At 66.4% G+C, this 12,786-nt stretch carries 7 protein-coding genes; 4 read left to right on the top strand and 3 right to left on the bottom strand.

Annotation, left to right across the window (positions count from 1 at the left end; genetic code table 11):
• Positions 1-19: 19 nt before the first annotated feature.
• A complete protein-coding gene (locus LU671_RS14915; RefSeq protein WP_203647451.1) occupies positions 20-736 on the top strand; it encodes a glycerophosphodiester phosphodiesterase in 717 nt (238 codons plus the stop codon).
• Between the two features lie 48 nt (positions 737-784).
• On the opposite strand, the gene sthA is transcribed toward LU671_RS14915, so the two are convergent.
• From sthA to LU671_RS14900, 3 genes are all read right to left on the bottom strand, one after another.
• Positions 785-2,179 carry a Si-specific NAD(P)(+) transhydrogenase gene (gene sthA, locus LU671_RS14910; RefSeq protein WP_023631920.1) on the bottom strand — a complete coding sequence of 465 codons (1,395 nt, stop codon included), beginning with the start codon at positions 2,177-2,179 and terminating at the stop codon, positions 785-787.
• A gap of 203 nt (positions 2,180-2,382) precedes the next feature.
• Positions 2,383-3,381, bottom strand: a complete 999-nt coding sequence (locus LU671_RS14905) for an FAD:protein FMN transferase (protein WP_232856049.1) — start codon at positions 3,379-3,381, stop codon at positions 2,383-2,385.
• A gap of 222 nt (positions 3,382-3,603) precedes the next feature.
• On the bottom strand, positions 3,604-5,067 hold the full coding sequence (locus tag LU671_RS14900; protein ID WP_110738521.1) for a glyceraldehyde-3-phosphate dehydrogenase: 1,464 nt from the start codon (positions 5,065-5,067) through the stop codon (positions 3,604-3,606).
• 167 nt (positions 5,068-5,234) lie between these two features.
• On the opposite strand from LU671_RS14900, the gene mfd reads away from it, so the two are divergent.
• The 3 genes from mfd to LU671_RS14885 all read left to right on the top strand — a co-directional run bounded on the left by mfd (position 5,235) and on the right by LU671_RS14885 (position 12,573).
• Positions 5,235-8,684 (top strand): transcription-repair coupling factor, encoded by a 3,450-nt coding sequence (mfd, locus tag LU671_RS14895; protein ID WP_232856048.1) that lies wholly within the window; start codon positions 5,235-5,237, stop codon positions 8,682-8,684.
• Between the two features lie 9 nt (positions 8,685-8,693).
• Entirely contained in the window at positions 8,694-9,254 is a 561-nt protein-coding gene (locus LU671_RS14890) for a CsiV family protein (protein ID WP_186713687.1), read from the top strand.
• A gap of 415 nt (positions 9,255-9,669) precedes the next feature.
• Positions 9,670-12,573, top strand: a complete 2,904-nt coding sequence (locus LU671_RS14885; RefSeq protein ID WP_442964132.1) for a DEAD/DEAH box helicase — start codon at positions 9,670-9,672, stop codon at positions 12,571-12,573.
• Positions 12,574-12,786: the final 213 nt, after the last annotated feature.

Raw genomic sequence — 12,786 nt, 5'->3', positions numbered from 1 at the left:
CTGATTTGAAGGAACGAACGTGACCTTAATCTATGGCCACCGCGGCGCCAAGGGCGAAGCGCCCGAGAATACCCTGCAGAGCTTTCGCCAGTGCCTGTCCCATGGCGTGGACCGCTGCGAACTCGACCTGCACCTGTCGGCCGACAACGAGCTGATGGTGATCCACGACCCGACCCTCAAGCGCACCACCGGTCGACGCGGCAAGGTGGTCGAACACACGGCGGCAGACCTGGTGACCTACGACGCGCGCAAGGGCGGCCCGGGCCATGTGCAGCCCTGCCCTATCCCGCGCCTTGAAGAGCTGTTCGAAAAATGCGCCTTCGAGCACTGGCAGCTGGAGGTCAAGAGCGCCTCGCGCACCCGCGCCGCCAGCACCGTGCTGGCAATCCGCGAACTGGCCCAGCAGCATGGCCTGCTGGACAAGGTGACCATCACCTCGAGCTCACGAGAAGTGCTGGGCGCCGCCCTGGAACTGGTGCCCGACATCAAGCGCGGACTGGTTGCCGAGTACGCCTGGCTCGACCCGCTGAAGGTCGCGCAGAACTACGACTGCGAGATGCTGGCGCTGAACTGGACGCTGTGCACCCCAGAGCGCCTGATCAAGGCGCAGCGCCAGGGTCTGCACGTGTCGGTATGGACGGTCAACGAACCGGCGCTGATGCGCCGGCTCGCCGACTTTGGCGTGGACAGCCTGATTACAGACTTTCCCGGTTTGGCCAGGACCACCCTCGGGTAGGGCTGAAATCGGTCTCCCCGACCGGCTCAGGCCACCGGTCGGAGCCGCTCAAAAAAGCCGGTTCAGACCATCATAGGCAGCTACCCGATAGGCCTCGGCCATGGTCGGGTAGTTGAAGGTGGTGTTGACGAAGTACTTCAGGTTGTTCTGCTCGCCCGGCTGGTTCATCACCGCCTGGCCGATGTGGACGATCTCCGAGGCCTGGTAGCCGAAGCAGTGCACGCCGAGGACTTCCAGGGTCTCGCGGTGGAACAGGATCTTCAGCATGCCTTGCGGCTCGCCGGCGATCTGTGCGCGGGCCATGCTCTTGAAGAAGGCCTTGCCCACTTCGTAGGGCACCTTGGCCTGGGTCAGTTCCTGCTCGTTCTTGCCGATCGAGCTGATCTCCGGAATGGTGTAGATGCCGGTCGGCACGTCGTTGACGAAGCGCCAGCTGCCGTTGTCGACGATGCTGCCGGCGGCCGAGCGGCCCTGGTCGTGGGCGGCGCTGGCCAGGCTCGGCCAGCCGATCACGTCACCGGCGCCGTAGATGTTCGGCACGCTGGTGCGGTAGGTCTCGTCGACCTCGATCTGGCCACGGCTGTTGACCTTGATGCCGATGTTCTCCAGGCCCAGCTTGTCGGTGTTGCCGGTACGGCCGTTGCACCACAGCAATGCGTCGGCCTTGATCTTCTTGCCCGACTTCAGGTGCAGGATCACCCCGTTGTCCAGGCCTTCGACGCGGTCGTATTCCTCGTTGTGGCGCACGGTGATGTTGTTGTTGCTGAAGTGGTAGCTCAGCGCCTGGGAGATTTCCGAGTCAAGGAAGCTCAGCAGCTGGCCACGGTTGTCGACCAGTTCGACCAGCACACCCAGGCCGCTGAAGATCGAGGCGTATTCGCAACCGATCACCCCGGCGCCGTAGACGATCAGCTTGCGCGGGGTGTGGCTCAGGCTGAGGATGGTGTCGCTGTCGTAGACGCGCGGGTGGTGGAAGTCGATGTCGGCCGGACGGTACGGACGCGAGCCGGTGGCGATGATGATGTGCTTGGCGTTGAGCTTCTCGACCACGCCGTTGGGGCAGACCACTTCGACGGTCTGCTCGTCGGCGAAGCTGCCGGTGCCGACGAACACATCGACGCGGTTGCGCGCGTAGTAGCCGGTGCGCGAGGCGACCTGCTTGCTGATGACCTTCTCGGCGCTCTTGAGCACGTCGGGGAAGGAGAACCAGCGCGGCTCGCCGATGGCACGGAACATCGGGTTGGTGTTGAACTGCATGATCTGCCGCACGGAGTGACGCAGCGCCTTGGACGGGATGGTGCCCAGGTGGGTGCAGTTGCCGCCGACCTGGCGACGGCTGTCGACCATGGCCACCTTGCGCCCTGCTTTGGCGGCGTTCATTGCCGCGCCTTCTCCGGCCGGGCCGGAACCCAGCACCACTACGTCGTAGTTGTAGACAGCCATGCGTACTCCTTCAGAACTGGCCCGCCGGCCGGATGGCCGCGGGGCGCGATCATGTCGCCGGGGCGCCATGAGAAAATTCGGGTGCAGTCTAATCAAGCGTGAACGCCGCGCACATTAACCCTTGGTCGCGTCGTAGGCCATTATTGCCTGCACTACATGTCGTTTCACCGTTTCCCTGGCATTGATCATCCGTGGCTTGCCTTTCACTCGCCTTTCACCACCCGCTCGAAGGCCGGCGTGGAACGGGAGACGAAACCACCCTCGACTCTGGTCACCAGCACCGCGGCGATGCCGTGGGCGATAGCGAAATCCCAGCCTTGCTGCGGCCCGAGGATCAGCAACAGAGTCGAGTAGCCGTCGGCCTGCAGCGCCGAGGCGTCGAGCACCGTCACCGCCGCCAGGTCGTGCTCGACCGGGCGCCCGAGACGGGCATCGAAGGTGTGCGAATAGCGCCGGCCATTGTCCTCGAAATAATGCCGATAGTCACCCGAGGTCGACACGGCCATGTCCTCCACGCCGATGACCTGGCGGGCGATCTGGCGGTCCTCGCGCGGCAGCTCCAGGGCCACCCGCCAGGCACTGCCATCGGGCTTGCGGCCCACGGCCTTGAGCTCGCCAGTGGCTTCGGCGAGAAACGCCTCGATGCCCATGGCGCGCAGGCGCTTAGCGATCAGGTCGACGGCGTGGCCGGCGGCGATACTGTTGAAATCCAGCTCGATGGGAGCGTCCTTGCACAGGGCGTCACCCTCGATGCGCAGGTGCCGATAGCCCACGCGCTCACGCGCTCGGGCCAGCGTCTGCGGGTCGGGCACCTGCATCTCGCGGGCCTGGGGGCCGAAGCCCCAGAGGTCGAGCAGCGGCTCGACGGTGAGATCGAAGGCGCCTTGGCTCTGCTCGGCCAAGTGCTGGCCGAAGCTGGCCAGCTCGAACAGGTCGGCGTCGATGGGCAGGCACTGGTTGGCCGCAAGCTGGTTGAAACGGCTGACGGTGGAGTCGCCGCGGTAGGTGGAGTAGCGGGCGTCGATGGCCTGGAGGATGGCCTCGACCTCGGCCTGGACCTGCTCGGGCGCCGGGTCGCCGGGTTGGCGCACGTACTGGATGCTGTAGCTGCTGCCCATGGTCGGGCCGCCGAAGCGCTCGAGGGTGGGGCCTTGATTGCAGGCTGACAGCAACAACAGGCAGAACAGAAGAACTGTGCGCAATATGGATCTCTCGGTTGAGCGGTCTCTTTGCAGGAGCGGCCTTGTGCCGCGAAAGGGCCGCAAGGCGGCCCCAGGTTTTCAGCGTCACTGCCACAATTGCCGGGGCTGCTACGCAGCCCTTTCGCGGCACAAGGCCGCTCCTACAAAGAGACCGCGCTGATGCGGGGAGCAAAAAAAACGGGAACCCGAAGGTTCCCGTTTTCTCAACGCATTACAAGCGGATCAGCGTGGAAACGCTGGCGGGTTCACACCGGCCATGTCTTCCATCACGCGTACCACCTGGCAGCTGTAACCGAACTCGTTGTCGTACCACACGTACAGGACAACGCGGTTGTCGTTGCAGATGGTCGCCTCGGCGTCGACCACACCGGCGTGGCGCGAACCAACGAAGTCGGTCGATACCACTTCCTGGGAGCTGACGTAGTCGATCTGCTTGTGCAGCTCCGAGTGCATGGCGGTCTGGCGCAGGTACTCGTTCAGCTCTTCGCGGTTGGTGGCCTTCTCGAGGTTCAGGTTGAGAATGGCCATCGACACGTTCGGCGTCGGCACACGAATGGCGTTGCCGGTCAGCTTGCCCTTGAGCACTGGCAGTGCCTTGGCGGCGGCGGTGGCGGCACCGGTCTCGGTGATGACCATGTTCAGCGGCGCGGCGCGGCCACGACGGCTGCCCTTGTGGAAGTTGTCGATCAGGTTCTGGTCGTTGGTGAACGAGTGAACGGTTTCGACGTGGCCGTTGACGATGCCGTACTGGTCGTTGATGGCCTTGAGCACCGGCACGATGGCGTTGGTGGTGCAGGACGCCGCCGAGATGATCTTGTCGTCGGCGCTGATGTCGCCGTGGTTGATGCCGTGCACGATGTTCTTCAGCGCGCCCTTGCCAGGTGCGGTGAGGATCACGCGGGCGGCGCCCGGGCAGGCCAGGTGCTGGCCGAGGCCGTCGGCGTCACGCCATACGCCGGTGTTGTCGACGATCAGCGCATCGTGGATGCCGTACTGGGTGTAGTCGACTTCGCTCGGGCTCTTGGCGTAGATCACCTGGATCAGGTTGCCATTGGCGGTGATGGTGTTGTTGGCTTCATCGATGACGATGGTGCCGTCGAACGGACCGTGCACCGAGTCGCGGCGCAGCAGGCTGGCGCGCTTGACCAGGTCGTTCTCGGCGCCCTTGCGCACGACGATGGCGCGCAGGCGCAGGCCGTCGCCGCCACCGGTCTTCTCGATGAGGATGCGCGCCAGCAGGCGGCCGATACGGCCGAAACCGTACAGGACGACGTCGGTGCCCTTGCGTGCGGAAGCGTTCTGCTGACCCACGACGTCGGCCAGTTCGTCACGGACGAACTGCTCGGCGCTGCGGCCGTTGCCTTCGACCTTGAACTTGTTGGCCAGCTTGCCCAGGTCCACCGAGGCGGCGCCCAGCTTCAGCTCGCTCATGGCCTTGAGCAGGGGGAACGTCTCGTGGACGGACAGCTCGGTCTCGTCGGTCTGACGGTGACGAGCAAAGCGGTGGGCTTTGAGGATCGAGATAACCGAACGGTTGATCAGGCTGCGGCCATAGATCGAGCTCACCACGTTGTTGTTGCGGTAGAGCTGACCGATAAGCGGGATCATCGCTTCAGCCAGGGCTTCACGATCGATCCACTCACCAAGACACTGGTCGGGCTTCTGAGTCACGGTAACCTTCCACATGTAGGGGAACAAAAAAGGGGCTACATTATGACGCCCCTCGGCGTATCGGGCAATGAGCGCCTGTCGCCGACGCCAGACCCCGTCGTCATGCCCTCGCGAGCCTGACAGCGAGCCCCGTCACCGGTACAATCGACCTCTTTGCCGCAACGCTTGGAGTCCGATCTCCCGTGTCAGTTCTGCGCCTACCGCAAATGTCGGCCACGGCCGGCAAACAAACCTGGGGCAACCTGCCCGGCGCCGCCTTGAGCCTGGCCATCGCCGAGGCGGCCAGTACCGCCGGTCGCTTCACCTTGCTGCTGACCGCCGACAGCCAGGCGGCCGACCGCCTCGAGCAGGAGCTGCGCTTCTTCGCGCCGGCGCTGCCGGTGCTGCCGTTCCCCGATTGGGAAACCCTGCCCTACGACCTGTTCTCGCCGCACCAGGACATCATCTCCCAGCGCATCGCCAGCCTCTACCGGCTGCCGGAGCTGGACCACGGCATCCTCGTCGTGCCGATCACCACCGCCCTGCACCGCCTGGCCCCCACGCGCTTCCTGCTGGGCAGCAGCCTGGTGCTGGACGTCGGCCAGAAGATCGACGTCGAGCAGATGCGCACGCGCCTGGAAGCCAGCGGCTACCGCTGCGTCGACACGGTCTACGAGCATGGCGAGTTCGCCGTGCGCGGCGCGCTGATCGACCTGTTCCCCATGGGCAGCAAGCAGCCGTACCGCATCGACCTGTTCGACGACGAGATCGAGACCCTGCGCACCTTCGACCCGGAGTCGCAGCGCTCGATCGACAAGGTCGACTCGATCCGCCTGTTGCCGGCGCGTGAGTTCCCCATGCAGAAGGACGAGGTTACGCGCTTCAAGGCGCGCTTCCGCGAACGCTTCGACGTGGACTTCCGCCGCAGCGCGATCTTCCAGGACCTCACCAGCGGCATCATTCCCGCCGGTATCGAGTACTACCTGCCGCTGTTCTTCGAAGAGACCGCCACCCTGTTCGACTACCTGCCGGCCGACACCCAGGTGTTCTCCCTGCCGGGCGTGGAGCAGGCCGCCGAGCACTTCTGGAACGACGTGCGCGGGCGCTATGAAGAACGCCGCGGCGACCTCAGCCGGCCACTGCTGCCGCCGGCGGAGCTGTTCATGCCGGTGGAGGACTGCTTCGCCCGCCTCAAGCAATGGCCACGGGTGGTGATCGGTGCCGACGACGTCGAGCCCGGCGTTGGCCGCGAGCGCTTCCCGGCCCGCGCCCTGCCCAACCTGGCGATCGAGGCCAAGGCCAACCAGCCGCTGGCGGAGCTGTCGAACTTCCTCGACCAGTTCCCCGGCCGCGTGCTGTTCACGGCGGAATCGGCGGGCCGGCGCGAAGTGCTGCTGGAGCTGCTCGAACGCCTGAAGCTGCGCCCCCACACCGTCGACGGCTGGGCCGACTTCGTCAGCGGCGGCGAACGCCTGGCGATCACCATCGCGCCGCTGGACGACGGCCTGCTGCTGGACGACCCCAGCCTGGCCCTGGTCGCCGAAAGCCCGCTGTTCGGCCAGCGCGTGATGCAGCGCCGGCGCCGCGAGAAACGCGGCGAGGCGGCAAACGACGCGGTGATCAAGAACCTCACCGAGCTGCGCGAAGGCGCCCCGGTGGTGCACATCGACCACGGCGTGGGCCGCTACCTGGGCCTGGCAACCCTGGAGATCGACGGCCAGGCCGCCGAGTTCCTCACCCTCGAATACGCCGAGGGCGCCAAGCTCTACGTGCCGGTGGCCAACCTGCACCTGATCGCCCGCTACACCGGCAGCGACGACGCCCTGGCGCCACTGCACCGGCTGGGCTCCGAAGCCTGGCAGAAAGCCAAGCGCAAGGCTGCCGAACAGGTGCGCGATGTTGCCGCCGAGCTGCTCGACATCTATGCCCGCCGCGCCGCGCGCAAAGGCTACGCCTTCGCCGACCCGGCCGCCGACTACGCCACCTTCAGCGCCGGTTTCCCGTTCGAGGAAACCCCCGACCAGCAGGCCGCCATCGAGGCGGTACGCGCCGACATGCTCGCCGGCCAGCCGATGGACCGCCTGGTGTGTGGCGACGTCGGCTTCGGCAAGACCGAGGTGGCCATGCGCGCCGCCTTCATCGCCGTGCACGGCGGACGCCAGGTCGCATTGCTGGTACCCACCACCCTGCTCGCCCAGCAGCACTACAACAGCTTCCGCGACCGCTTCGCCGACTGGCCGGTGAAGGTCGAGGTGATGAGCCGCTTCAAGTCGGCCAAGGAAGTCGCCAGCGCCGCGGCGGACCTGGCCGAGGGCAAGATCGACATTCTCATCGGCACCCACAAGCTGCTGCAGGACGATGTGCGCTTCAAGGACCTGGGCCTGGCCATCATCGACGAGGAGCACCGCTTCGGCGTGCGCCAGAAAGAGCAGCTCAAGGCCCTGCGCAGCGAGGTGGACATCCTCACCCTGACCGCAACGCCGATTCCGCGCACGCTGAACATGGCGGTGTCGGGCATGCGCGACCTGTCGATCATCGCCACCCCGCCGGCCAGGCGCCTGTCGGTGCGCACCTTCGTCATGGAGCAGAACAAGAGCACGATCAAGGAAGCGCTGCTGCGCGAACTGCTGCGCGGCGGCCAGGTGTACTACCTGCACAACGACGTCAAGACCATCGAGAAGTGCGCTGCGGAACTGGCCGAACTGGTGCCCGAGGCGCGCATCGGCATCGGCCACGGGCAGATGCGCGAGCGCGAACTCGAGCAGGTGATGAGCGACTTCTACCACAAGCGCTTCAACGTGCTGATCGCCTCGACCATCATCGAGACCGGCATCGACGTGCCCAGCGCCAACACCATCGTCATCGAGCGCGCAGACAAGTTCGGCCTGGCCCAGCTGCACCAGCTGCGCGGCCGGGTCGGCCGTAGCCACCACCAGGCCTACGCCTACCTGCTGACGCCACCGCGCCAGCAGATCAGCGCCGATGCCGAAAAGCGCCTGGAGGCCATCGCCAACACCCAGGACCTGGGCGCCGGCTTTGTCCTGGCCACCAACGACCTGGAGATCCGTGGTGCCGGCGAGCTGCTCGGCGAAGGCCAGAGCGGGCAGATCCAGGCGGTCGGCTTCACCCTGTACATGGAAATGCTCGAGCGCGCGGTCAAGGCCATCCGCAAGGGCGCCCAGCCGAACCTCGAGCAGCCGCTCGGCGGCGGCCCGGAGATCAACCTGCGCCTGCCGGCGCTGATCCCCGAGGACTACCTGCCCGACGTGCATGCGCGCCTGATCCTCTACAAGCGCATCGCCTCGGCGGCCGACGAAGAGGGCCTCAAGGACCTGCAGGTGGAAATGATCGACCGCTTCGGCCTGCTGCCAGAGCCGACCAAGAACCTGATGCGCCTGACCCTGCTCAAGCTGCAGGCGGAAAAGCTCGGCATCAAGAAAGTCGACGCCGGCCCCAACGGCGGCAAGCTCGAGTTCGAGGCCGAGACACCGGTCGACCCGCTGACCCTGATCAAGCTGATCCAGGGCCAGCCCAAACGCTACAAGTTCGAAGGCGCGACCCAGTTCCGCTTCCTGGTGCCGATGGAACGCCCCGAAGAACGTTTCAACACCCTGGAAGCGCTGTTCGAGCGCCTCACTCCACAAAATCCATAAGGAAGCTTCATGCGTGCCATCCGTTGCCTGACCCTGCTGCTGGCCCTGCTCGCGCCGGCTGCCTTCGCCGCAGGCCCCTACCAGGTGGAAATGATCCTGGTGCGGCAGAACGCCGTGCCGGCGATCACCAGCCCATTCGCCCCGGAAGACTGGAGCGCCGGCGCGCCACGCCTGGAAAAAGGCGCCGAGCGCCCGACCGGCCTGGGTGACGAAGTCACCCGCCTGCAGGCCACCGCCGACTACACCGTGCTGCTGCACAAGGCCTGGCAGCAGGACGGTGATACCGTCGCCGTGAGCGCCGGTGACGAGCAGTTTGGGCACTTCCCCATCGAAGGCAACCTGAGCATCAGGGAAGATCGCTTCATCGCCGTCGATGCCAACTTCTGGGTCAACCAGCTCGACGGCAACGGCAGCGTGATGCAGAGCGAACAGCTCAAGCAGAGCAACAGCAACATGAAGGCCGGCCAGCTGACCTTCTTCGATGGCGGGCACCTGGCGCTGCTGCTCAGGGTTTCGCCGGCCGGCATGCGCAAGATCCCGCTGCCGGATCCGGAAATGATGGAGCAGTGAAACCGTGAACGCCGATGTGCAGAAGCTGGCAGCCGAGAATCCGAGCTGGAAGCGCGATTTTTCAGCGGCCACCCTGCAACGTGGCGAACGCTACGCCGAACAGGGCCTGGTGCAGATCCAGTCCCACGGCGACTCGCGCATCGAGTCCACCTGCCACGGCAGCGGCGGCAACATCTACCGCCAGCGGATCATCATCACTGCCGGCCCCTCCGGGCAATGCCATGTGCGCGGCGACTGCTCCTGTCCGGTGGGCACCAACTGCAAGCACTGCGCCGCAGCGCTCTATACCCTGGCCAACAGCCACGGACACGGCGCGGCCAACGGCGACCAGTTGCCCCATCACCTGCAGCACTGGCTGCAGGGGCTGGAGCCGCCCACATCCCGACAGGGCGACGCCGAAGACAAACGGGGCCGCATGGTCTGCTACCAGCTGGCGCTCAACGACGACCACAGCAGTTGCGCATTGCGTGTGCGCAAGGGCACCCGCGAAGAGCACGGCATTCGCTACAGCCGCATCCAGTCGCTGTACGAACTGCTCTACGAGCCCCCGAAGTTCGTCAAGGAAGAGGACCTGCGCATCCTTCGCCAGCTCTCGGCGCAGACCGCGCCCTACGGCCACGAGCGCGGCTATGCGCTCAAGGGGCTCGAGGGCGGCGAGTTGCTGCAGCGGGCGCTGGACACCGGGCGCCTGATGTTCATCGAAGACCTGCCCCTGCTGACTCAGGGCGCGCCTCGTCAGGCGGACTTCCGCTGGGTACGCCTGGGCAACGGCGACTACAGGGGCATGTGGTACAACGGCGAGGAACCGCTCAATTGCGTGCTGCCGCTGGTGCCGCTGTACTACTTCGACCTCGACACCCATGAGGTCGGCAGCGTTTCCCACGACCTGGATCCGCACACTGCCCTGCAGCTGTCCCTTGCTCCCGATGTACCGGAACACCTCATCGTGCCCCTCAGCCACAAGCTCAACGCCCTCAACCATCACCTGCCGACGCCCACCACCGTGCAGCAGGAGCAGCTCGACGACATCGCGCCGACCCCGCACCTGACCCTCGGCAGCCTCGAGTTCAGCGCCTACACACCCAAGACCGGGCGCATGCAACGGCAGATGCAGCACCGCGCCGCACTGGCGTTCGACTACGACGGCCTGCGCGCCAGTGGCGGCGACGACAAGCCGCTGAGCCGTCTGGTGGGCAGCACCAGCCAACGCATCCGCCGCCAGCCCCAGGCCGAGCAGGCCCTGCGCAAGGCATTGCGCGAGCATGGCTTCAAGCCCGCCACCCGCCAGAGCAAGGCCCTGCCCGACAGCGCCGGCGAGATGTACCAGCTGCCCGACGACGAAGCCTGGCTGCGCTTCGCCCGCGAGGGCCTGCCGCGCCTGCGCGAGGCCGGCTGGGCCATCGATGTGCACCGCGACTTCGCCTTCAACCTGCACGAGGTCGACGACTGGTACGCCACCATCGACGAAGCGCCGGGCCATGAGTGGTTCGACCTGGAGCTGGGCATCGTCGTCGATGGCCAGCGCCACAGCCTGCTGCCCATCGTCCTGCAACTGCTGCGCGCCAGCCCCGAGCTGCTGCGCCCCAGCGAACTGGCACGGCGCAGTGACGACGAACACCTGCTGATCGACCTCAACCGCGCCCGCCACGACAGCCCGGCGCTGCGGGTCGCCCTGCCCTACGGGCGGATCAAGGCAGTGATGGGCACCCTGGGCGAGCTGTACCTGCACAACGACGCCAGCGGCCCGAGCCTGCGCCTGGAGCGCGCCGACGCCGCGCGCCTGAACGACATCGACCACCTGCCGTTGCAGTGGGAGGGAGGGAGTCATGTGCGCGACCTGGGCCGGCGCCTGCGCGACGCCCGCGACCTGCAGGTGGCGCCGCCCAAGGGCCTGAACGCCACCCTGCGCCCCTACCAGCAGCAAGGCCTGAACTGGCTGCAGGCCCTGCGCGAAATGGGCACCGGCGGCATCCTCGGTGACGACATGGGCCTGGGCAAGACCCTGCAGACCCTGGCCCACCTGCTGCTGGAGAAGGAAGCCGGGCGCCTGGCCCACCCGGCGCTGGCGGTGATGCCCACCAGCCTGGTGCCCAACTGGCTCGACGAGGCCCGGCGCTTCGCCCCCGACCTGCGCGTCCTGGCCCTGCACGGCCCCAGCCGCAACAAGCACTTCGCCAAGCTGGCCGACTACGACCTGGTGCTGACCACCTACGCCCTCGTCCCTCGCGATCTGGAACACCTCAAGGCCCAGCCCTGGCACCTGCTGGTGCTGGACGAGGCGCAGAACATCAAGAGCAGCACCAGCAAGGCCGCCCAGGCCGTGCGTGAGCTGCAGGCCAACCAGCGGCTGTGCCTGACCGGCACGCCGATGGAGAACAACCTCGGCGAACTGTGGTCGATCTTCCACTTCCTGATGCCCGGCTGGCTGGGCGAGAGCAAGCGCTTCACCCAGGACTACCGCACCCCGATCGAGCGCCACGGCGACGCCGAGCGCATGGGCCACCTGGCCAGCCGTATCCGCCCGTTCCTGCTGCGCCGCACCAAGGAGCAGGTGGCCACCGAGCTGCCGGCCAAGACCGAGATGATCCACTGGGTCGAGCTCAGCGACGCCCAGCGCGACACCTACGAGGCGGTGCGGGTGGCGATGGACAAGAAGGTCCGCGACGAAATCGCCCGCAACGGCGCCGCCCGCAGCCAGATCGTCATCCTCGATGCCCTGCTCAAGCTGCGCCAGGTATGCTGCGACCTGCGCCTGGTCAAGGGCACCGAGGCCAAGGGCACGTTCGCCGACAAGGGCAAGCTGGGCAGCCTGCTGGAGATGCTCGAGGAGCTGCTCAGCGAGGGGCGCAAGGTGCTGCTGTTCTCGCAGTTCACCTCGATGCTGGCACTGATCGAGTTCGAGCTGGAAAAGCGCGGCATCCGCTACAGCCTGCTGACCGGCGACACCCGCGACCGCCGCGCGCCGGTGCAACAGTTCCAGAACGGCGACAGCGAGGTGTTCCTGATCAGCCTCAAGGCCGGTGGCACCGGGCTGAACCTGACCGCCGCCGACACCGTGATCCACTACGACCCGTGGTGGAACCCGGCCAGCGAGAACCAGGCCACCGACCGCGCCTACCGCATCGGTCAGGACAAGCCGGTGTTCGTGTTCAAGCTGATCACCCGGGGGACGGTGGAGGAGAAGATCCAGCAGTTGCAGCAGGAGAAGGCGGCGCTGGCGGCCGGGCTGCTCGATGGCGGGCAGGCCGGGCAATGGCGGCTGGGGGATGACGAGATCGAGGCGCTGTTCGCGCCGTTGCCGGGTAAGCGCGGGCGTTAAGCCAGGCTTTTCCCGTGCTGGCCTCTTCGCGGGTAAACCCGCTCCCACAGGATCGGCGTATTCCTTGAGGGTGACGCCTTGCCTGTGGGAGCAACTGTCTTGCTCAATTTTTAGAATCTGCCGCGATCCCTGTGGGAGCGGGTTTACCCGCGAAGCAGGCGACGCGCTGCCTGGCACCGGCTATGCCGGTGTTCGCGGCTGAAGCCGCTCCTA

Source organism: Pseudomonas sp. NMI760_13 (assembly GCF_021283245.1).
Taxonomy (GTDB): Bacteria; Pseudomonadota; Gammaproteobacteria; order Pseudomonadales; family Pseudomonadaceae; genus Aquipseudomonas; species Aquipseudomonas peradeniyensis.
Note: the sequence above shows the minus strand (reverse complement) of the source record. Positions and strands in the feature narration are given on the sequence as shown.

Bases quoted from the DNA above. Each gene is read 5' to 3' on its own strand.
- sthA (WP_023631920.1), bottom strand. From the start codon at position 2,179: ATGGCTGTCTACAACTACGACGTAGTGGTGCTGGGTTCCGGCCCGGCC.
- LU671_RS14900 (WP_110738521.1), bottom strand. From the start codon at position 5,067: ATGTGGAAGGTTACCGTGACTCAGAAGCCCGACCAGTGTCTTGGTGAG.
- LU671_RS14890 (WP_186713687.1), top strand. From the start codon at position 8,694: ATGCGTGCCATCCGTTGCCTGACCCTGCTGCTGGCCCTGCTCGCGCCG.
- LU671_RS14885 (WP_442964132.1), top strand. From the start codon at position 9,670: ATGGTCTGCTACCAGCTGGCGCTCAACGACGACCACAGCAGTTGCGCA.